At 72.5% G+C, this 19,070-nt stretch carries 17 protein-coding genes, 1 other RNA gene and 1 pseudogene; 15 read left to right on the top strand and 4 right to left on the bottom strand.

The window, feature by feature from the left end:
- Positions 1-42 precede the first annotated feature (42 nt).
- From ftsE to ssrA, 5 genes are all read left to right on the top strand, one after another.
- Positions 43-732: a cell division ATP-binding protein FtsE gene (gene ftsE, locus ACZ4UB_RS34760; protein ID WP_354383997.1), complete on the top strand. Its 690-nt coding sequence runs from the start codon at positions 43-45 to the stop codon at positions 730-732.
- Between the two features lie 17 nt (positions 733-749).
- Positions 750-1,673, top strand: a complete 924-nt coding sequence (gene ftsX, locus ACZ4UB_RS34755) for a permease-like cell division protein FtsX (RefSeq protein WP_385786781.1) — start codon at positions 750-752, stop codon at positions 1,671-1,673.
- 67 nt (positions 1,674-1,740) lie between these two features.
- Complete coding sequence (locus tag ACZ4UB_RS34750) at positions 1,741-2,934, top strand: S41 family peptidase (RefSeq protein ID WP_468076529.1); 1,194 nt, start codon at positions 1,741-1,743, stop codon at positions 2,932-2,934.
- A gap of 18 nt (positions 2,935-2,952) precedes the next feature.
- Positions 2,953-3,438 carry an SsrA-binding protein SmpB gene (smpB, locus tag ACZ4UB_RS34745; RefSeq protein WP_354384000.1) on the top strand — a complete coding sequence of 162 codons (486 nt, stop codon included), beginning with the start codon at positions 2,953-2,955 and terminating at the stop codon, positions 3,436-3,438.
- Positions 3,439-3,533: 95 nt separating this feature from the next.
- Positions 3,534-3,922, top strand: a transfer-messenger RNA (tmRNA) gene (gene ssrA / locus ACZ4UB_RS34740).
- 70 nt (positions 3,923-3,992) lie between these two features.
- On the opposite strand, the pseudogene ACZ4UB_RS34735 reads toward ssrA, so the two are convergent.
- From ACZ4UB_RS34735 to ACZ4UB_RS34725, 3 genes and pseudogenes are all read right to left on the bottom strand, one after another.
- Positions 3,993-4,100, bottom strand: a pseudogene (locus ACZ4UB_RS34735) (Txe/YoeB family addiction module toxin); the annotation flags it as partial.
- A gap of 28 nt (positions 4,101-4,128) precedes the next feature.
- Positions 4,129-4,404: a type II toxin-antitoxin system Phd/YefM family antitoxin gene (locus ACZ4UB_RS34730; protein WP_354384002.1), complete on the bottom strand. Its 276-nt coding sequence runs from the start codon at positions 4,402-4,404 to the stop codon at positions 4,129-4,131.
- Positions 4,395-5,705 (bottom strand): MFS transporter, encoded by a 1,311-nt coding sequence (locus ACZ4UB_RS34725; RefSeq protein ID WP_468076527.1) that lies wholly within the window; start codon positions 5,703-5,705, stop codon positions 4,395-4,397. Before ACZ4UB_RS34725 ends, ACZ4UB_RS34730 begins: the two co-directional genes overlap by 10 nt.
- A 101-nt stretch (positions 5,706-5,806) precedes the next feature.
- Here ACZ4UB_RS34725 and ACZ4UB_RS34720 point away from each other — a divergent pair, with 101 nt between their 5' ends.
- The 8 genes from ACZ4UB_RS34720 (at position 5,807) to ACZ4UB_RS34685 (ending at position 16,196) form a co-directional block, all read left to right on the top strand.
- Complete coding sequence (locus ACZ4UB_RS34720; RefSeq protein ID WP_354384004.1) at positions 5,807-6,775, top strand: LysR family transcriptional regulator; 969 nt, start codon at positions 5,807-5,809, stop codon at positions 6,773-6,775.
- 112 nt (positions 6,776-6,887) lie between these two features.
- Positions 6,888-8,249: an MFS transporter gene (locus ACZ4UB_RS34715; RefSeq protein ID WP_468076524.1), complete on the top strand. Its 1,362-nt coding sequence runs from the start codon at positions 6,888-6,890 to the stop codon at positions 8,247-8,249.
- Positions 8,250-8,348: 99 nt separating this feature from the next.
- Positions 8,349-9,503: a uroporphyrinogen-III synthase gene (locus ACZ4UB_RS34710; RefSeq protein WP_468076522.1), complete on the top strand. Its 1,155-nt coding sequence runs from the start codon at positions 8,349-8,351 to the stop codon at positions 9,501-9,503.
- A 574-nt stretch (positions 9,504-10,077) separates the two neighbouring features.
- Positions 10,078-10,626, top strand: coding sequence for a GNAT family N-acetyltransferase (locus tag ACZ4UB_RS34705; RefSeq protein WP_468076520.1), 549 nt, complete (start codon positions 10,078-10,080; stop codon positions 10,624-10,626).
- Between the two features lie 64 nt (positions 10,627-10,690).
- Positions 10,691-11,260, top strand: coding sequence for a CGNR zinc finger domain-containing protein (locus ACZ4UB_RS34700; RefSeq protein ID WP_468076518.1), 570 nt, complete (start codon positions 10,691-10,693; stop codon positions 11,258-11,260).
- A 138-nt stretch (positions 11,261-11,398) separates the two neighbouring features.
- Entirely contained in the window at positions 11,399-13,705 is a 2,307-nt protein-coding gene (locus ACZ4UB_RS34695) for a HelD family protein (protein WP_468076516.1), read from the top strand.
- Positions 13,706-14,174: 469 nt separating this feature from the next.
- The gene (locus ACZ4UB_RS34690; protein WP_467964779.1) at positions 14,175-15,599 is read left to right on the top strand and encodes an NAD-dependent malic enzyme; all 1,425 of its coding nucleotides are present in this window, start codon (positions 14,175-14,177) and stop codon (positions 15,597-15,599) included.
- Between the two features lie 315 nt (positions 15,600-15,914).
- Complete coding sequence (locus ACZ4UB_RS34685) at positions 15,915-16,196, top strand: HU family DNA-binding protein (protein WP_007264399.1); 282 nt, start codon at positions 15,915-15,917, stop codon at positions 16,194-16,196.
- Positions 16,197-16,341: 145 nt separating this feature from the next.
- On the opposite strand, the gene murA is transcribed toward ACZ4UB_RS34685, so the two are convergent.
- Complete coding sequence (gene murA / locus ACZ4UB_RS34680; protein ID WP_354384011.1) at positions 16,342-17,688, bottom strand: UDP-N-acetylglucosamine 1-carboxyvinyltransferase; 1,347 nt, start codon at positions 17,686-17,688, stop codon at positions 16,342-16,344.
- Positions 17,689-17,962: 274 nt separating this feature from the next.
- Here murA and ACZ4UB_RS34675 point away from each other — a divergent pair, with 274 nt between their 5' ends.
- Together ACZ4UB_RS34675 and ACZ4UB_RS34670 are read left to right on the top strand one after the other, a co-directional pair.
- Positions 17,963-18,523, top strand: a complete 561-nt coding sequence (locus ACZ4UB_RS34675; protein WP_468076514.1) for a YqgE/AlgH family protein — start codon at positions 17,963-17,965, stop codon at positions 18,521-18,523.
- A gap of 29 nt (positions 18,524-18,552) precedes the next feature.
- Positions 18,553-18,834 carry a DUF3039 domain-containing protein gene (locus tag ACZ4UB_RS34670; protein WP_351053399.1) on the top strand — a complete coding sequence of 94 codons (282 nt, stop codon included), beginning with the start codon at positions 18,553-18,555 and terminating at the stop codon, positions 18,832-18,834.
- The last annotated feature ends 236 nt before the right edge of the window (positions 18,835-19,070 follow it).

Here is a 19,070-nt window from a genome sequence, read left to right as displayed (position 1 = left end):
GTATGGTCACGCTCACCTACTCCCGGCGACCGTGGTGCACCCGTGATCCGATTCGACAGTGTGTCCAAGTACTACCCGAAGCAGAGCCAGCCCGCACTCAGGGACGTCTCCCTGGAGATCGTCAAGGGCGAGTTCGTCTTCCTGGTCGGCTCCTCCGGCTCCGGCAAGTCCACCTTCCTGCGGCTGATACTGCGCGAGGAGCGGGCCAGCCAGGGGCAGGTCCACGTACTGGGCAAGGACCTCGCCAGACTCTCCAACTGGAAGGTCCCGCACATGCGGCGCCAGCTGGGGACCGTCTTCCAGGACTTCCGCCTGCTCCCGAACAAGACGGTCGCGGAGAACGTGGCCTTCGCCCAGGAAGTCATCGGCAAACCCCGCGGCGAGATCCGCAAGGCCGTCCCCCAGGTCCTGGAGCTGGTCGGACTGGGCGGCAAGGAGACCCGGATGCCCGGCGAGCTGTCCGGCGGTGAGCAGCAGCGCGTGGCCATCGCCCGGGCCTTCGTCAACCGCCCGGCGCTGCTCATCGCGGACGAGCCGACCGGCAACCTCGACCCGTCGACCTCGGTCGGGATCATGAAGCTGCTGGACCGGATCAACCGGACCGGCACCACCGTGATCATGGCGACACACGATCAGCAGATCGTCGACCAGATGCGCAAGCGCGTCATCGAACTCGAGCAGGGCCGTCTCGTCCGCGACCAGTCGCGCGGCGTCTACGGCTACCAGCACTGAAAGGCCCCTGAGACGCGATGCGCGCCCAGTTCGTCATGTCGGAGATCGGGGTCGGTCTCCGCCGCAATCTGACCATGACCTTCGCGGTCATCATTTCCGTGGCCCTGTCGCTGGCCCTGTTCGGCGGCTCCCTGCTCATGCGCGACCAGGTGAGCCAGATGAAGGGCTACTGGTACGACAAGGTCAACGTCTCGATCTACCTCTGCAACAAGAACGACGCCGAGGCCAGCGCCGGTGCTTCCTGCGCCAAGGGCGCGGTGACGGCGGAGCAGAAGAAGCAGATCGAGGCCGACCTCAAGAAGATGGACCTCGTCGAGACGGTCGCCTACGAATCGTCCGACGACGCCTACAAGCACTACAAGGAGCAGTTCGGGCACACCGCCCTGGCCGCCTCCATCACCCCGGACCAGATGCCCGAGTCCTTCCGCGTGAAGCTGAAGAACCCGGAGAAGTACAAGGTCATCACCACCGCCTTCGCCGGGCGGGACGGGGTCCAGTCGGTGGAGGACCAGCGGACCGTGCTGGACAACCTCTTCCGGCTGCTGGGCTACCTCAACGTGGCCGCCCTCGGCATCATGCTGATCATGCTCGTGGTGGCGCTGCTGCTGATCGTCAACACGGTGCGCGTCTCGGCGTTCAGCCGTCGGCGGGAGACGGGGATCATGCGGCTGGTGGGAGCCTCCAGCTTCTACATCCAGGTGCCGTTCATCATGGAGGCCGCCTTCGCCGGGCTGATCGGTGCGGCGCTCGCCTGCGGCATGCTCGTCTCCGGCCAGTACTTCGTGATCGACCACGGCGCGGGGCTGCGCCAGAAGATGGAACTGATCAACTTCATCGGCTGGGACGCGGTCCTCACCAAGCTCCCGCTGGTGCTGGTCATCGGTCTGCTGATGCCCTCCCTCGCGGCGTTCGTGGCGCTGCGCAAGTACCTGAAGGTGTGACGAGCGCCCCGCCGGCGGTGCGGCCAACCAGCCGTGCCGGCGCGGGGCTTGTCCTAGACTCGGCGCCATGCCGGGCCGTCCCGTCCCTCACTGTCTCCGGCCCCGCGACCTGCGTCGCGGGGCCGCCGTGACGTTGGCGCTGCTCGGCGCCCTGGGCGGGCTGGGCGCCGCCGTCAGCTCCGGGTACCGACCCGACCCGGGCGAGGGGGGACGTACCCCCACCGGTACGAGGGCCCCCGCGCCCGCCGGCTCCGGGAAGCCCGGGACGGCCGACCGGGACGCCGTCGCCCGGGCCGCGGCCGAGGCCGTCGCCGAGGGCAAGTCGGGCAAGAGCGCCGCCCAGGACGTGGTCAGCCGCAGCGGGGACCGCTGGGGCGTGGTCTACGACCAGGGCGAGTACGCCTCCTTCGAGGACGACCTCGACGGCCGCTACACCGGGGTCGGGCTCTGGGCCGAGCGCGGCCCCGACGGCCGGATCGCCGTGACCCGGGTGCAGAGCGACGGACCCGCCGCGCGCGCCGGACTGCGCGCCGGCGACCTGCTGACCCGGGTGGACGGGGAGCCGGTCACCGGGTCCACGGTGGCCCAGGTGGTGGCCCGGCTGCGCGGGGACGCCGGCACCTCGGTCACCCTGGAGATCGTGCGCGACGGCGCGGACCTGACCGAGACGGTGCGCCGGGCCCGGCTGAGCACCGAGGCCGTGACCGTCCGCGAGCTGGGCAAGAAGGTGGTCGTCATCAAGGTGTCCTCCTTCACCCGCGGCTCGGGCGAACGCGTCCGGGAGGCCGTGCGCGCGGCCCCCGCGGGAGCCGGGGTGCTGCTGGACCTGCGCGGGAATCCGGGCGGCCTGGTCACCGAGGCGGTGACGGCCGCCTCCGCCTTCCTGGACGGCGGGCTGGTGGCGACGTACGACGTGCGGGGCGCCCAGCGCGCCCTGTACGCGGACCGGGGCGGGGACACCGCCCGGCCGCTGGTCGCGCTGGTCGACGGCGGCACGATGAGCGCGGCCGAGCTGGTCACGGGCGCGCTCCAGGACCGGGGGCGGGCCGTGACGGTCGGCAGCCACACCTTCGGCAAGGGCTCGGTGCAGATGCCGACGGAGCTGGCGGACGGCTCGGTGGCCGAGCTGACGGTGGGGACCTACCGCACTCCGGCGGGCCGCAGCCTGGACGGCCGGGGCATCAGCCCGGACCTGACGGCCGCCGAGGGCGCCGAGGAGCGGGCCCGCGCGGTATTGGGTGGCCTCGGGGTGGGTCCTTAGTGCAAAAATGGCCGCACTATGGCTAAGGAAAAAGGGCGCAAGCTGATCGCCCAGAACAAGAAGGCGCGGCACGACTACACGATCATCGACACCTACGAGTGCGGTCTCGTGCTCACCGGTACCGAGGTCAAGTCCCTGCGCCAGGGCCGTGCCTCGCTCGTGGACGGCTTCGTCTCCGTGGAGAGCGGCGAGGCCTGGCTCTACAACGTGCACGTGCCGGAGTACAGCCAGGGCACCTGGACCAACCACAGCGCCCGCCGCAAGCGCAAGCTCCTCCTGCACCGTGAGGAGATCGACAAGCTGGACTCGAAGACCGGCGAGACGGGCAACACGATCGTGCCGCTCTCGCTGTACTTCAAGGACGGCCGGGCCAAGGTCGAGATCGCGCTTGCGAAGGGCAAGAAGGAGTACGACAAGCGCCAGTCCCTCCGGGAGAAGCAGGACACGCGCGAGACGAACCGGGTCATCTCGGCCGTGAAGCGCAAGGAACGCGGCGAGCTGTAATCTCCTGGCATCCCGTGGTCCACTTCGCGTACCATGGGCGCAGCACGTACCCCCCGGGGTCGTGCGAGCCGTACCAACTGAATAGCGTGAAACATGGGGATGATCGGTTTCGACAGCGGATGTCGATGCAGGGGAAGCGAGCCGAGGAAGCGGCAATGATCTCGTTAACCACCTGTCGCAAAAAATAATCGCCAATTCCAACAGCGATAACTCCCGCTTCTCCCTCGCTGCCTAATAACAGCGAACTGAAGCCTCTGTGAGGAGCGTCAGCCCGGAAGTGGTCCCGGTCCGGATCCTGGCGTCAATTAGGGATCTAAACCTCTAGCCCCGGTCACGGGGGCTAGGGGGAAACCAAACAGTGACTGAGCCCGTCGGAGACTTGTCCGTGTGATCTCCGGGGCCGAGAAAAGCGCAGCGGAATGCGCTCGGAGAAGCCCTGCTTCTGCACCGCTGGACGCGGGTTCGATTCCCGCCATCTCCACCACCCCATGTTGGGCGAAGGCCCCGCGAGCCGTAGAGGCTGCGGGGCCTTCGTCATGTCCGCGGGGCCGCGGTCAGTAGTGGTACCGCGCCTTGAGGACCTTCACTTCCTTCTCGTCGGCCCGGTAGACGAGGCGATGCTCGTCGTCGAGGCGCCGCGACCAGTAGCCCGTGAGGTCGCCCAGGCGTCCGGATCGAAGTGGACGCTCCTCACTCCTCGCCCCCCGCCAACTCCCGTAGCTCGTCCATGGTGGTGGCGACGACGGCGCTGCCTTCCCGGTCGCGGGCGACCGCCGCCATCAGGCGCTGGGCATTGGCCGGCGACCGCAGCAGGTAGACGGTCTCCTGCCAGGAGTCGTAGTCGTCCGCGGACATGAGCACCGCATCGCCGTTGCGCGAGGTGATGCGCACTGGGGCGTGGTCGGTGTTGACCCGCTCGATGAGCGGGAAGAGGCTCGCCCGCGCTTCGCTGGCACTTATGGACATGGCCCACCCCTCTCCAGGTCGTACGGGTTTGCGGTACAAGAGCGGTACGGGAAAGTGGTGCGACGGGTGAATGTCGCGATCAGCAAGGCCGCCGCGGCCGCCGCGGCCGGGAGGGCGTAGGACGCGGTGGGGCCCAGGTGGTCGACGCTCGCGCCCGCGGCGGCCGAGCCGGCCGCGATGCCCGTCAGGATGGCGGTGACGGCCAGGGTCATGCCCTCGTTGAGGCGGGCGGCCGGGGTGGCGCGCTGGACCAGGGACATGGCGGTGACCATCGTCGGGGCGGTGGCCATCCCCGCGAGCAGCAGGGCCGCGGCCAGGGCGGGCACCGATCCGGTGGTCGCGGCCGCCCAGGGCAGGGTCATCAGGGCGGCCAGGGCGCCGACGCAGCCCAGCAGGCCGCGCGGGCGCACGGCGCCGTAGAGCAGGCCGGCCGCGCAGGAGCCCGCCGCCTGGAGGGCCAGTACCGGGCCGGCGGTCGCGGCCAGGCCGTGGCCGGTGAGGTAGGCGATCGAGGTGACCTCCATCGAGCCGAAGACCGCGCCCAGGGCCAGGAACAGCGCCAACAGCCCCGGCAGCCCCGGGGAGCGCAGCGGCGAGCGGTGTCGGGTGCGTCCGGCGGGCGGGGGCTCGGTGGAGCGCCGGGAGGCGAAGAGGAGCATGCCGGTGAGCAGCAGGGCCGCGCCGGTGAGGGTGCCCGCCTCGGGGAAGGCCAGGGAGCACAGGGTGGTGGCGAGGACCGGGCCGAGCAGGTAGCACAGCTCGTCGGCGGCCTGCTCGAAGGACATCGCGGCGTGCCGGGCGGCGGGGGAGTCGCGCAACAGGTGGGTCCAGCGGGCCCGGGAGAGGCCGCCGATGTTCGGGGTGGTCGCGGTGGCGGCGTAGGAGGCGAAGAGGGTCCAGGCGGGGGCGTGCGTACGGACGCACCACACCAGGCAGAGCGAGCCGAGGACCGCGATCACGGTGGCGGGGAGGGCGATCCGGGCCTGGCCGTGCCGGTCGACGAGCCGGGCGGTGAAGGGCGCGACGACCGCGGTGGCGGCGAGGCCGGTGGCGGTGACCGCCCCCGCGAGGGCGTACGAACCGCGCTGGCCCGCGATCATCAGCACCGCGCTGATCCCGAACATGCCCATGGGGAGCCGGGCGAGCAGGTTGCCCGCGGTGAAGGCCCGGGCGCCGGGGACGGCGAGGAGGCGCCGGTAGGGGCCGGGCGCTCGCCGGCGCGCGGGGGGAGCGGCGGCGGCCAGGACGAGCGTGGCACCGGTGACGGTCATCAGCGGGGTGGTGGGCGCGGTGAGGGGCATGCGACCAGCCTCGGGGCGGGTCACGGGCGCGGTCCAACACCTGTTCCGGGGTGATTCACGCATCCCTGTTGTGAATCGGGCCGGCCCGATAGGCTGCCGCGGTGAACGCGCGCGAGGTGGACCCCCGGTTGCTGCGGGCCTTCGTCGCCGTCGCCGAGGAGCTGCACTTCACCCGGGCCGCCGCCCGGCTGTACGTCGCCCAGCAGGCCCTCAGCCGCGACATCGGCCGCCTCGAACGCACCCTGGGCGCCCGGCTCTTCGTCCGCACGACCCGCCAGGTCGAGCTCACGGCCGACGGCGAACGGCTGCTGCCGCACGCCCTGCGCGTGCTGCGCGCCCACGACGCGCTCGCCGCCGCCTTCGGCGCGACCGAGCGGCCCCTGCTCGTCGACCTCAACTCCGAAGGCCCCGGCACCGCCCGCCAGGTGCTGGACCGGGCCCGCGAACTGGCCCCGGAACAGGAGCTGATGGCCCGCTTCGAGAGCGGACTGACGCACAGCGCCGGGGAGATCGCCGCCGGCCGCCTGGACGTGTCCTTCGGCCGGTTCGGCGGCCTCGCCCCGGCCCTGCGCGCCCGCCTCGCCCACCAGCCGGTGCGCTTCGAACCGCTGGCCGTCGTCCTGCCCGAGGACCACCCCCTGGCGGCCCTGGCCACCGTGCCCGTCGCCGCGCTGGCCGGCGAGAGCGTCTACGCGGGCGCCGGGAACCCGCGCACCTTGGAGTGGACCGACCTGGCCCGGCGCCTCTTCGCGGGACGCGGCACCGCGCTGGCCCCGCCCGCGCCCGTCGCGGTCGGCAAGGAGGAGTTCCGCCGGGTCATGGCCAAGACCGGCCACCCGGTGCTGGCCACCGTCGACTTCCCGGACATGCCGGGCTGCGTGCGCCGGCCGCTGACCGACCCGGTGCCGCTCTCGCCGCTGTCCATGGTGTGGCGCGCGGGCTTCGACCACCCCGGGCTGAGCGCGCTGCGCACGGCCGCGGCCGCGCTGGGCGCCGTACGCGGCTGGCTCGACCTGCCGGAGGGCGGGTGGCTCCCCGACGGCGACGCGGAGCTCATGCGCTCACACTGAGCCGCCGCGCCGGGTGAGTGCACGGTATCCCCGCGGTCATCCGGCGGGGACCGGGGGCGAAACGAGCCGTCCCTACGGTCGTCATCACGGACACGAGAGCAGTGGAGGCGTGATGACCGCACCGCGCACGGGCGGCCGCTGGATCGAGCGGTGGGATCCCGAGGACGAGACCTTCTGGCAGGAGACGGGACGCGGGGTGGCCCGGCGCAACCTCCTCTACTCGGTGCTCTCCGAACACATCGGCTTCTCGATCTGGTCGCTGTGGTCGGTGATGGTCCTCTTCATGGGCCCGGGCTACGGCATCGACGCGGCCGGGAAGTTCACCTTGATCGCCACCGCGACCTTCGTCGGCGCGCTGGTGCGGATCCCGTACACCTTCGCCGTCGCCCGCTTCGGCGGCCGCAACTGGACGGTCTTCAGCGCGCTGACCCTGCTCGCGCCGACGGTGGCCGCGCTGGTGGTGATGGAGCCGGGGACCTCGTACGGGACCTTCCTGCTGGTCGCGGCCCTGACCGGGGTCGGCGGCGGGAACTTCGCCTCCTCCATGACCAACATCAACGCCTTCTTCCCGCTGCGCGAGAAGGGCTGGGCGCTCGGCCTGAACGCGGGCGGCGGCAACATCGGCGTCCCCGTCGTCCAGCTCGCCGGACTGCTGGTCATCGGCGTGGCCGGGGCCGGGCACCCGCGGATCCTGCTCGCCGCCTACATCCCGCTCATCGTGGTCGCGGCCGTGCTGGCGGCCGCGCGGATGGACAACCTGGCGCCCGTGCGCAACGACACCGGCGCGGTCCGCGAGGCCCTGCGCGACGCGCACACCTGGATCATGTCGCTCCTGTACGTCGGCACCTTCGGGTCCTTCATCGGCTACAGCTTCGCCTTCGGGCTGGTCCTGCAGACCCAGTTCGGCCGGACCCCGCTCCAGGCCGCGTCGCTGACCTTCATCGGGCCGCTGCTCGGCTCGCTGATCCGGCCCGTGGGCGGGCGGCTCGCCGACCGGTACGGCGGCGCGCGGATCACCCTCGCCACCTTCGTCGCGATGGCGGCGGCCACCGGCGTGGTCGTCATCGCCTCGGAGCGGTCCTCGCTGCCCGTGTTCCTGACCGGGTTCGTGGCCCTGTTCGTGCTCAGCGGGCTCGGCAACGGATCGACCTTCAAGATGATCCCCGGCATCTTCCAGGCCAAGGCGCTCGCCCGGGGCATGGGCGGCGAGGCCGCGGCCGCCTACGGGCGGCGCCTCTCCGGGGCCGCCATGGGCCTCATCGGGGCCGTGGGCGCGCTCGGCGGGCTCGGCATCAACCTCGCCTTCCGGGAGGCCTTCACCACCTCCGGCAGGGGTACCACCGCCTTCGCCGCCTTCCTCGCTTTCTACGCCGTCTGCTGCGCGGTGACCTGGGCGGTATACCTTCGCCGGCCCGCCGCCCGGCCCGGCGCCGCCCCGGACACGGCCGCGAAGCCGCAGCTCACCTCGGTGTAACGGCGGTTAACGGCGCCGAAATACGGGTGAACCGAGCCTGATACGACGCCTTGACAGGCTCGGCACACCCGCACACCCCCTTGCGCAAGGCAGGTCACCATGGACGACACACAGGCCGGCCCGTCCGCCACCGGGCCGCTCGCCGGATTCACGGTGGGGGTCACCGCCGCGCGGCGCGCCGACGAGCTCATCGCGCTGCTGCGGCGGCGCGGGGCGGTGGTCCTGCACGCGCCCGCGCTGCGGATCGTTCCGCTCGCCGACGACAGCGAACTGCTGGCCGCGACCAAGGAACTCATCGACTGCCCGCCCGACACGGTGGTCGCCACCACCGCCATCGGCTTCCGCGGCTGGATCGAGGCCGCCGACGGCTGGGGGATCGGCGAGGAGCTCCTGACCCGGCTGCGGGCCACGGAGCTGCTGGCGCGCGGGCCGAAGGTGAAGGGCGCGGTCCGGGCCGCCGGGCTGGTCGAGGCCTGGTCGCCGAAGTCGGAGTCGCTCGCGGAGGTACTGGACCGGATGCTCGCCGGCGGGGTCGACGGCCGGCGGATCGCGCTCCAGCTGCACGGGGAGCCGCTGCCGGGGTTCGTGGAGGCGCTGCGGGAGGCCGGGGCCGAGGTGATCGTCGTACCGGTGTACCGGTGGATGCCGCCGGAGGACCTGGCGCCGCTGGACCGGCTGCTGGACGCGGTGGCCGCGGGGACGGTGGACGCCGTCGCCTTCACCTCGGCGCCCGCCGCGGCCTCGCTGCTCGCGCGGGCCGAGGGGCGGGGGCTGACGCCGCAGGTGCTGGACGGGCTGCGCGCGGGCGTGCTCGCGGCGTGTGTGGGGCCGGTGACGGCGCTGCCGCTGGAGGCGCGGGGGGTGGAGACCGTCCAGCCCGAGCGCTTCCGGCTGGGGCCGCTCGTGCAGGTGCTGTGCCAGGAGCTGCCGGGGCGGGCGCGGGTGCTGCCGGTGGGCGGGCACCGGGTGGAGATCCGGGGGCACGCGGTGCTCGTGGACGACGAGCTGCGGCCGGTGCCGCCCGCGGGGATGGCCCTGCTGCGGGCGCTGGCCCGGCGGCCCGGGTGGGTGGTGGGCCGGGCGGAACTCCTCCGGGCGTTGCCGGGGGCGGGGCGGGACGAGCACGCGGTGGAGACGGCGATGGCGCGGCTGCGGGTGGCGCTCGGCGTGCCGAAGCTGATCCAGACGGTGGTCAAGCGGGGCTACCGCCTCTCCCTGGACGCGGGCGACTGCTCGGGCCCGGCCGAAGCCTGACCTCCCCGCAGGGGCGGCGGTAGCTCCGCACCCCCGCCGGGGCTCCGCCCCGGACCCCGCGCCTCAAACGCCGGCGGGGCTGGATGTGCTGGCCCTGCGTCTCAAGCGCCGGCGGGGCTGGATGTGCTGGCCCCGCGTCTCAAACGCTGGCGGGGCTGGATGTGCTGGCCCTGCGCCTCAAGCGCCGGCGGGGCTGGATGTGCTGGCCCTGGGCCTCGAGCGCCGGGGGGGCTGGATGTGCTGGCCCTGCGCCTCGAACGCCGGGGGGGCTGGATGTGCTGGCCCTGGGTCTCAAACGCCGGCGGGGCTGAAAGTGCTGGCCCTGGGTCTCAAACGCCGGCGGGGCTGGATGTGCTGGCCCTGGGTCTCGAGCGCCGGCGGGGCTGGATGTGGCCGGGCCGCTTTTCGGGGCCGCCGGTGGCAGATCCAGCCTCGCCGGCGTTTGAGGCGCCCCCGGAGGGGCGGCACCCAGCGGCGCCGCCGGTGGCAGAACCAGCCCCGCCGGCGATTGAGGCGCCCCCGGAGGGAGCGGTCGCGGCGGGGCTGCCCGTCAGGGCGTCGATACGGTGGGGGGATGATCAGTGACGGAGTGGACATACGGGAGATCGGGCTCGGCGACGCCGCCGGGCTGGCCGAGGCGCTCGGGCGCAATCGAGCGCACATGGCGCCCTACGAGCCGCCGCGGCCCGCGGAGTTCTACACGGAGCGGGGCCAGCGGGAGCGGATCGAGGGGGTGCTCGCCGAGCGGGACGCGGGGCGCGCGTTGCAGTACGTGCTCCTCGACACGGACACCGGCGCGGTGCTCGGCCTCATCACCCTCACCAACATCGTCCGCGGCCCCCTGTGCAGCGCCAGCGTGGGCTACTGGGTCGACGGCGAGCGCACCGGCCGGGGCCTGGCCTCCGCCGCCCTCGCCGAGGTGATCCGCGTGGCCCGCGACGAGCTCGGCCTGCACCGGCTCGCGGCCGGCACCCTGCTGGACAACCTCGCCTCGCAGCGCGTGCTCGCCAAGGCCGGCTTCGAGGAGTACGGCGTCGCGCCCCGCTACCTGTACATCGACGGGGCCTGGCGCGACCACCGGCTCTTCCAGCTCCTCCTGCACGACGATCCGCCCCCTGCATGAGGCTTCCGCCAGGGCCCGCCCCGGGGGCACTCTGGTGGGGCGTCGACCGAGGCGGGTGACGGGCATGTGGTTCGAGTCGGGACGGGTCTGCCTGGACCTGGTGGCCACCTCCGGGCCGCCCGAGGGGATCGCGGACAGCGCCGGGTTGAGCCTGTGGCTCACCGGGGCCGGGCTGGTGCCCGGGCGGACCCCGCCCGCCCGCGTGGAGGCGGACTGGCTGGAGCCCTTCCGCGCGCTGCGGGCGGACGTGGCCAGCCTGGTGGCGGCCGAGCTGAGCCACCGCGCGCCCGCCGAGGAACCGCTCGCCCGGGTCAACGCACGGGCCGCCGGTCCACCCCCGGCACTGTGTGCCGTACGCGACCGCGACGGCCACCTCGTGCGCGAACTGTGCGGCGGCGCCGCCGCGGTGGGCTGCGCGGCGCTGCTGGCGGCCGTCGCGCGCGACGCGGTGGAGCTGCTCACCGACCCCGGCGACCGCGATCGCCTGCGGGCCTGCGAAGGTGAGGGCTGTACCCGGGTCTACCTGGACACCTCGCGCGGCCACCGGCGGCGCTGGTGCTCCAGCGAACTCTGCGGAAACCGGGAGCGGGTCGCCCGGCACCGCGCCCGGGTGCTCGCCGCGCGTCCCGCGTAGCGCATACACGCTCATATCGGCCTCATGGCGCCTTTCGCGCCCGCGTCTCGCGCGCCCGCGCGCGGAACGGGCGTGCGGACACCCGCTTTGTTCGCGTACGGTTGACGGTCGCCCAATGCACGTCAGAAGGGGGCCTTGGTGGCCGCGCAGGATGCCGCTGTCGACAGCACGGCGGATTCCGTCCGCGATCGCGAGATCGCGGTCGAGCAGACTCATCTGGACCAGGTGTACCGCCGCCTTGAGGAGAAGATCCACGAGGCCGAGTTCCTGATGAACGACGCGGCCAAGCGGGGTCAGGTCGGTACCCCCGGCGCCCTCGCGGAACGCGACGCCCAGGTCTTCCGCGCCGGGATCCATCTCAACCGGCTCAACAACGAGTTCGAGGACTTCCTCTTCGGCCGGATCGACCTCGTCGTCGGCAAGGACGGGGAGCGGGGCGCCGACGGCGCCTTCACCTCCGTCGAACCGGCCGAGGACGCGATCCGTGCGGACCTCACCGCCGACATCGCCGAAACCCTCCACATCGGGCGGATCGGCGTGCTCGACAACGACTACGCGCCGCTCGTGATCGACTGGCGCGCGCCCGCCGCCGCGCCGTTCTACCGCTCCACGCCCAAGGAGCCGGGCCGGGTGGTGCGCCGCCGGGTCATCCGCTCCAAGGGCCGCAAGGTGCTCGGCGTCGAGGACGACCTGATGCGCCCCGAGGTGACCGCCTACCTCGACGGCCGGGAGCTGCCCGCGCTCGGCGACGGCGCGCTGATGGCCGCGCTGGGCCGGGCCCGTACGCACTCCATGCGCGACATCGTCTCCTCCATCCAGGCGGAGCAGGACATGGTCATCCGGGCCCCCGCCGCCTCCGTCGCGGAGGTCGCCGGCGGCCCCGGCACCGGCAAGACCGCCGTCGCCCTGCACCGCGCCGCCTACCTGCTCTACCAGGACCGGCGGCGCTACTCCGGCGGGATCCTGATCGTCTCGCCGACCCCGCTGCTCGTCGCCTACACCGAGGGCGTGCTGCCCTCGCTCGGCGAGGAGGGCCAGGTCGCCATCCGGGCGCTCGGCTCGCTGGTCGACGGCGCGGAGGCCAGTACCTACGACGAACCGGCGGTCGCCCGCGTCAAGGGCTCCTCGCGGATGCTGCCGATCCTGCGCAAGGCCGTACGCGGCGCCCTGGAGCTGGGCGGCGCCCCCGAGCGGCTGCGCGTGGTGGCCTTCGGCCGCCGCCAGGAGCTGGAGGCCGACGAGCTGAACCGGATCCGCCAGGTCGTCCTCGGCGGCACCGCACCGGTCAACCTGCTGCGCCCGCGCGCCCGCAAGCTGCTGCTGGACGCCCTGTGGGCCAAGTCCGGCGGCGCGGGGCGGCACACCGACCGGGAACTCGCCGCCGAGCTGCGCTCCGGCTTCGACGAGGACATCTCCACCGAGGACGTCTTCATCGACTTCCTGAACGCCTGGTGGCCCGAGCTGACCCCGCGCGGGGTCCTCGCCAGCATGGCCGACGAGCGGCGCCTGGGCCGCTGGGCCCGCCGGGTGCTGAACCCGCGCGAGACCCGGCTGCTGGCCCGCTCCCTGCGCCGCGCGGGCGCGGACGGCTCCGGCCCCCTCTCGGTGCACGACGTGGCGCTGCTGGACGAGCTCCAGCTGCTGCTCGGCGCGCCCGCGCGGCCCAAGCGCAAGCGCGAGCTGGACCCGCTGGCCCACCTCACCGGCCTGGAGGAGCTGATGCCGGGCCGCGAGGAGACCCAGTGGGAGCGGGCCGAGCGGCTGGCGGCGGAACGCACCGAGTACGCGCACGTGATCGTGGACGAGGCCCAGGACCTGACGCCGATGCAGTGGCGGATGGTGGGCCGCCGCGGCCGGACCGGCACCTGGACGGTGGTGGGCGACGCCGCCCAGTCCTCCTGGAGCGACCCGGAGGAGGCGGCCGCGGCCCGCGACGAGGCGTTGGGGCGCCGCCCGCGCCGCAAGTTCACGCTCACCGTGAACTACCGCAACCCCGCCGAGATCGCCGAGCTGGCGGCCCGGGTGCTGCGCCGGGCCATGCCGGGGATGGAGCCGCCCACGGCGGTCCGCTCCACCGGCCTGGAGCCGCGCTTCATCGCGGCCGGCGAGGACCTGGGCGCGTGCGTGCGGGAGGAGACCCGGCTGCTGCTGGAGCAGGTCGACGGCACGGTCGGCGTCGTGGTGGCGATGGACCGGCGGGCGGAAGCGGCCGAGTGGCTCGCGGAGCTGGGGCAGCGCGCGGTGGCGCTCGGCAGCCTGGAGGCCAAGGGTCTGGAGTACGACGCCACGGTGGTCGTCTCCCCGGCGGAGATCGCCGAGGAGTCCCCGGCGGGCCTGCGGGTGCTCTACGTGGCCCTGACCCGGGCGACGCAGCAGCTCACGGTGGTCTCCGGGGCGCTCGACCGGCCCGACGGGGCCGGGGTGCCGGAGCTGCTGCGGGACTGAGGCCCGTACGGGCGCCGCCCGGGCGGTCGTGCGGGCCCGCGGGGGCGCGTACGGCCATCCGGTCGGCGGCCGGACGCGTGGCCGCTCAGGTCAACTGCCGTGAGGGGGGACGCTCGCGGCCAACCTTTGTTAGCCTGGGGTACGGCACCGACTCGATCCAAGCCCCCGGGCCCAACCTTCGTCGCCTAGAGCGACCACTTGCCGCGAGGCGAGCATGGCGGGTCGGTGTCGTACACGTAGAGAACAGGTCCGCGTTCCCCGCTCCAGGCGGGGGGCGCGGGCCTGTTTTGCGTTCGGCGGGGCTTCCGCGATACCTACAAATCTCGTATGGTGGAAGTGTCTTTCCGAAATTTGTAGCTGGTTACCTCATACCGGCCGGTAGGTGGGACGATCGGACAACAGGTCCTGCCACGCCTGCCGTGTGCGGGGCCCGTGTACAGCGAACCTTGGACAGCAGAGGAACACGGACATGGCAACGGCGCCCAGCGTCTCGTACTCGATGACGGTCCGACTGGAAGTGCCCGCGAGCGGTACCGCGGTCTCCCAGCTCACCACCGTCGTGGAGTCCTCCGGAGGGTCGGTCACCGGCCTCGACGTGACCGCCTCCGGCCACGAGAAGCTCCGGATCGACGTCACCATCGCGGCGACCTCCACGGCGCACGCGGACGAGATCGTCGAGAAGCTGCGCGGGATCGAGGGCGTGAGCCTGGGCAAGGTCTCCGACCGCACCTTCCTGATGCACCTCGGCGGCAAGATCGAGATGGCGTCGAAGCACCCCATCCGCAACCGTGACGACCTCTCCATGATCTACACCCCGGGCGTGGCCCGCGTGTGCATGGCGATCGCCGAGAACCCCGAGGACGCGCGCCGCCTGACCATCAAGCGCAATTCCGTCGCAGTCGTGACGGATGGGTCGGCCGTCCTGGGTCTGGGCAACATCGGCCCGATGGCCGCGCTGCCCGTCATGGAGGGCAAGGCGGCCCTCTTCAAGCGCTTCGCGGGCATCGACGCGTGGCCGATCTGCCTCGACACGCAGGACAGCGACGAGATCGTCGCGATCGTCAAGGCGATCGCCCCGGGCTTCGCCGGGATCAACCTGGAGGACATCTCCGCGCCGCGCTGCTTCGAGATCGAAGCCCGCCTGCGCGAGGCCCTGGACATCCCCGTCTTCCACGACGACCAGCACGGCACCGCCATCGTCGTCCTCGCCGCCCTCACCAACGCACTGCGCGTGGTGAACAAGGCCGTTGGCGACGTGAAGGTCGTCATGTCCGGCGCGGGCGCGGCCGGTACGGCCATCCTCAAGCTGCTCCTCGCCGCGGGCGTCAAGAACGTCGTCAGCGCCGACATCCACGGCGTCGTGCACGCCGGTCGCGCCGACCTCGTCGACGCGCACGCCGAGTCCCCGCTGCGCTGGATCGCCGACAACACCAACCCGGAGGGCTACACGGGCACGCTCAAGGAGGCCGTCGTCGGCGCCGACGTCTTCATCGGCGTCTCGGCCCCGAACGTCCTCAGCGGCGCCGACGTGGCCGCCATGGCGGAAGGCGCCATCGTGTTCGCGCTCGCGAACCCGGACCCCGAGGTGGACCCGGCCGTGGCCCGCCAGACGGCTGCCGTCGTGGCCACCGGCCGCTCGGACTTCCCCAACCAGATCAACAACGTGCTGGTCTTCCCGGGCGTCTTCCGCGGCCTCCTGGACGCCCAGTCGCGCACGGTCGACACCGGCATGATGCTGGCCGCCGCGAGCGCGCTGGCCGACGTCGTCACCGAGGACGAGCTGAACGCGAACTACATCATCCCGTCGGTCTTCAACGACAAGGTCGCGGGCGCCGTGGCCGGTGCGGTCCGCAAGGCCGCCTCCGCCGCTGTGACGGGCCCCACGTCCGCCTGAGCCACCGGGCGTCCCTCCCCGGCGCGTCGCGGGATGCGGGCCCGCCGGGGCGCCTCTAGGGTTGCGGGGATGCCCGCGTGGTCCGCGGTCCGCCCCCCACCGGTGCGGACAGAGCGTCACAGCGGCGTGACTGTGGCGCTTTTCGTGTGACCCTGGCGGGTGCCGGATTGGCTTTCCCGCCGCTGGTGGGGGCAGGATGCGTAACCGGGCGAGAGGGTCTGACGTTCAGACCCGGGTCCGGGGACTGTCCTAGGGCCCTGGCAGCATCGGCTTCGATCTCACGCCTCATAGGCAAGTTGAACACGGGAGTACAACATGAACCGCAGTGAGCTGGTGGCCGCTCTGTCCGAGCGCGCCGAGGTGACCCGCAAGGACGCCGACGCCGTTCTGGCCGCGCTCGCCGAGACCGTCGGCGAGATCGTCGCCAAGGGCGACGAGAAGGTCACCATCCCCGGCTTCCTGACCTTCGAGCGCACCCACCGTGCCGCTCGCACCGCGCGCAACCCGCAGACCGGCGACCCCATCCAGATCCCGGCCGGCTACAGCGTGAAGGTCTCCGCGGGCTCCAAGCTCAAGGAAGCCGCCAAGGGTAAGTAAGTCCCCCTTGCAGGCCCCTGGCCAGCAGTAGTACCGCGTGGTGCCGCGTTCGGCGCGGCACCTACGCGAGAAGGGCGGCCACCCCCTCGGGGGTGGCCGCCCTTCTGCGTGCCCGCCTGCGCGCGGGCCCCTACGAGCCGCTGGGCTAGACGAGGTCGCCGTTCGGCAGCTCGACCTTGGCGCCCAGTTCCACGAGCTTCTCCATGAAGTTCTCGTAGCCGCGGTTGATCAGGTCGATGCCGTGCACTCGCGAAGTGCCCTCGGCCGCCAGAGCCGCGATCAGGTACGAGAACCCGCCCCGGAGGTCCGGGATGACCAGGTCGGCGCCCTGCAGCTTGGTGGGGCCGGAGACGACCGCCGAGTGCAGGAAGTTGCGCTGGCCGAAACGGCACGCCGAGCCGCCCAGGCACTCCCGGTACAGCTGGATGTGCGCGCCCATCTGGTTCAGCGCGGAGGTGAAGCCCAGGCGGGACTCGTAGACCGTCTCGTGGACGATGGAGAGCCCGGTCGCCTGCGTCAGCGCCACCACCAGCGGCTGCTGCCAGTCGGTCTGGAAACCGGGGTGGACGTCCGTCTCCAGGTGGATCGCCTTGAGCGGGCCGCCCGGGTGCCAGAAGCGGATGCCCTCGTCGTCGATCTCGAAGGCGCCACCGACCTTGCGGAAGGTGTTCAGGAACGTCATCATCGAGCGCTGCTGCGCTCCGCGGACGTAGATGTTGCCGCCGGTCGCCAGGGCCGCGGAAGCCCACGAGGCGGCCTCCAGGCGGTCCGGGAGCGCCTTGTGGTTGTAGCCGCCGAGCTCGTCCACACCGGTGATGCGGATGGTCCGGTCGGTGTCGACGGAGATGATCGCGCCCATCTTCTGCAGGACGCAGATGAGGTCTTCGATCTCCGGTTCGACGGCCGCGTTGCTCAGCTCGGTGACGCCCTCGGCCAGGACGGCCGTCAGCAGCACCTGCTCGGTCGAGCCGACCGACGGGTAGGGCAGGCGGATCTTGCAGCCGCGCAGCCGCTGCGGGGCCTCCAGGTACTGACCGCCCTCGCGCTTCTCGATGGTCGCGCCGAACTGGCGGAGCACGTCGAAGTGGAAGTCGATCGGACGGCCGCCGATGTCGCAGCCGCCCAGGCCCGGGATGAAGGCGTGGCCGAGGCGGTGCAGCAGCGGGCCGCAGAAGAGGATCGGGATGCGCGACGAACCCGCGTGCGCGTCGATGTCCGCCACGTTGGCGCTCTCGACGTAGGTGGGGTCGAGCACCAGCTCGCCCGGCTCCTCGCCGGGGCGGACGGTGACGCCGTGCAGCTGGAGGAGGCCGCGCACGACCCGCACGTCACGGATGTCCGGAACGTTGCGGAGCCGGCTGGGTGCGCTGCCGAGCAGAGCGGCCACCATGGCCTTCGGCACGAGGTTCTTCGCACCGCGGACACGGATCTCGCCCTCGAGCGGGGTACCGCCGTGGACAAGCAGTACATCGTCACTGACTGTGCCGGTCATGAATCTCGCGTTCCGGAGAGGTGTGGGCAGGGGGCCAGGGAAAAGGGTAAGCGGCAGGACCCCCTGGTATGTAAGGCCGACGTGGCCGTATGACTGTCATGAATTCGCCACAGCACCCTATGTGTCCGCCAAATAGCGGAGTGTTGCCTTCCGGCTGCCTCCGGAGCCCCTCCCGGGTGCGCGCTCCCGGCTGCCGCCGTGCGCCCTGAGCTGCGCACGATCACTTCTCGCCGTCCGCTCCCCCCGGAGGGCGAATGTGCGAGACGATGGCCGCATGACCGAGGTGTCCTCCCTCACAGGGCGGTTGCTCGTGGCCACCCCCGCCCTCGCGGACCCGAATTTCGACCGCGCCGTGGTGCTGCTGCTCGACCACGACGAGCAGGGATCGCTCGGCGTGGTCCTGAACCGGCCCACCCCGGTGGGCGTGGGCGACGTCCTGCTGCCCTGGGCCGCGCTGGCCGGCGCCCCCGGGGTGGTCTTCCAGGGGGGCCCGGTCGCCCTCGACTCCGCCCTCGGCGTCGCGGTCATCCCCGGCGAGGAGGGCCCGCTGGGCTGGCGCCGGGTGCACGGCGCGATCGGCCTGGTCGACCTGGAGGCCCCGCCGGAGCTGCTGGCCAGCGCCCTGGGCTCGCTGCGGATCTTCGCGGGCTACTCCGGCTGGGGCCCCGGTCAGCTGGAGGCCGAGCTGGGCGAGGGGGCCTGGTACGTCGTCGAGTCCGAGCCGGGGGACGTGGCCTACCCGGTCCCCGAACAGCTCTGGCGGGCCGTCCTGCGCCGCCAGCGCAGCGACCTCGCGATGGTCGCCACCTATCCGGACGACCCGTCGCTGAACTGACCCGGCCGGGGTTCAGTACTCTGGCTTGTATGAGCACTCTTGAGCCCGAGCGCGGGTCTGGCACGGGAACCCTCGTCGAGCCGACGCCACAGGTTTCCCACGGTGACGGCGACCACGAGCGCTTCGCCCACTACGTCCAGAAGGACAAGATCATGGCGAGCGCCCTCGACGGGACCCCCGTCGTCGCGCTCTGCGGCAAGGTCTGGGTACCGGGTCGCGACCCGAAGAAGTACCCGGTCTGCCCCATGTGCAAGGAGATCTACGAATCCATGGGTTCCGGCGGGGACAAGGACAAGGGCAAGGACAAGTAGTCGCCCACCGACTGCTCGACCGTTCGACCGCCTGACCTCCTGAACAGGTTTCGCCAAGGGCCCCCGGGGGGGGGGGGGGGGGGGGGGGGGGGGGTTTGGTGGGGGGGGGGGGGGGGGGGGGGGGGGGGGGGTGGGGGGGGGGGGGAGGAGGGGGGGGGGGGGGGGGGGGGGGGTGGGGGGGGGGGGGGGGATGGGATGGATGAGGGTCGCGGCATAGGCGGCGACGTAGGGATAGC

This window comes from Streptomyces sp. NPDC028419 (assembly GCF_055565515.1).
Note: the sequence above shows the minus strand (reverse complement) of the source record. Positions and strands in the feature narration are given on the sequence as shown.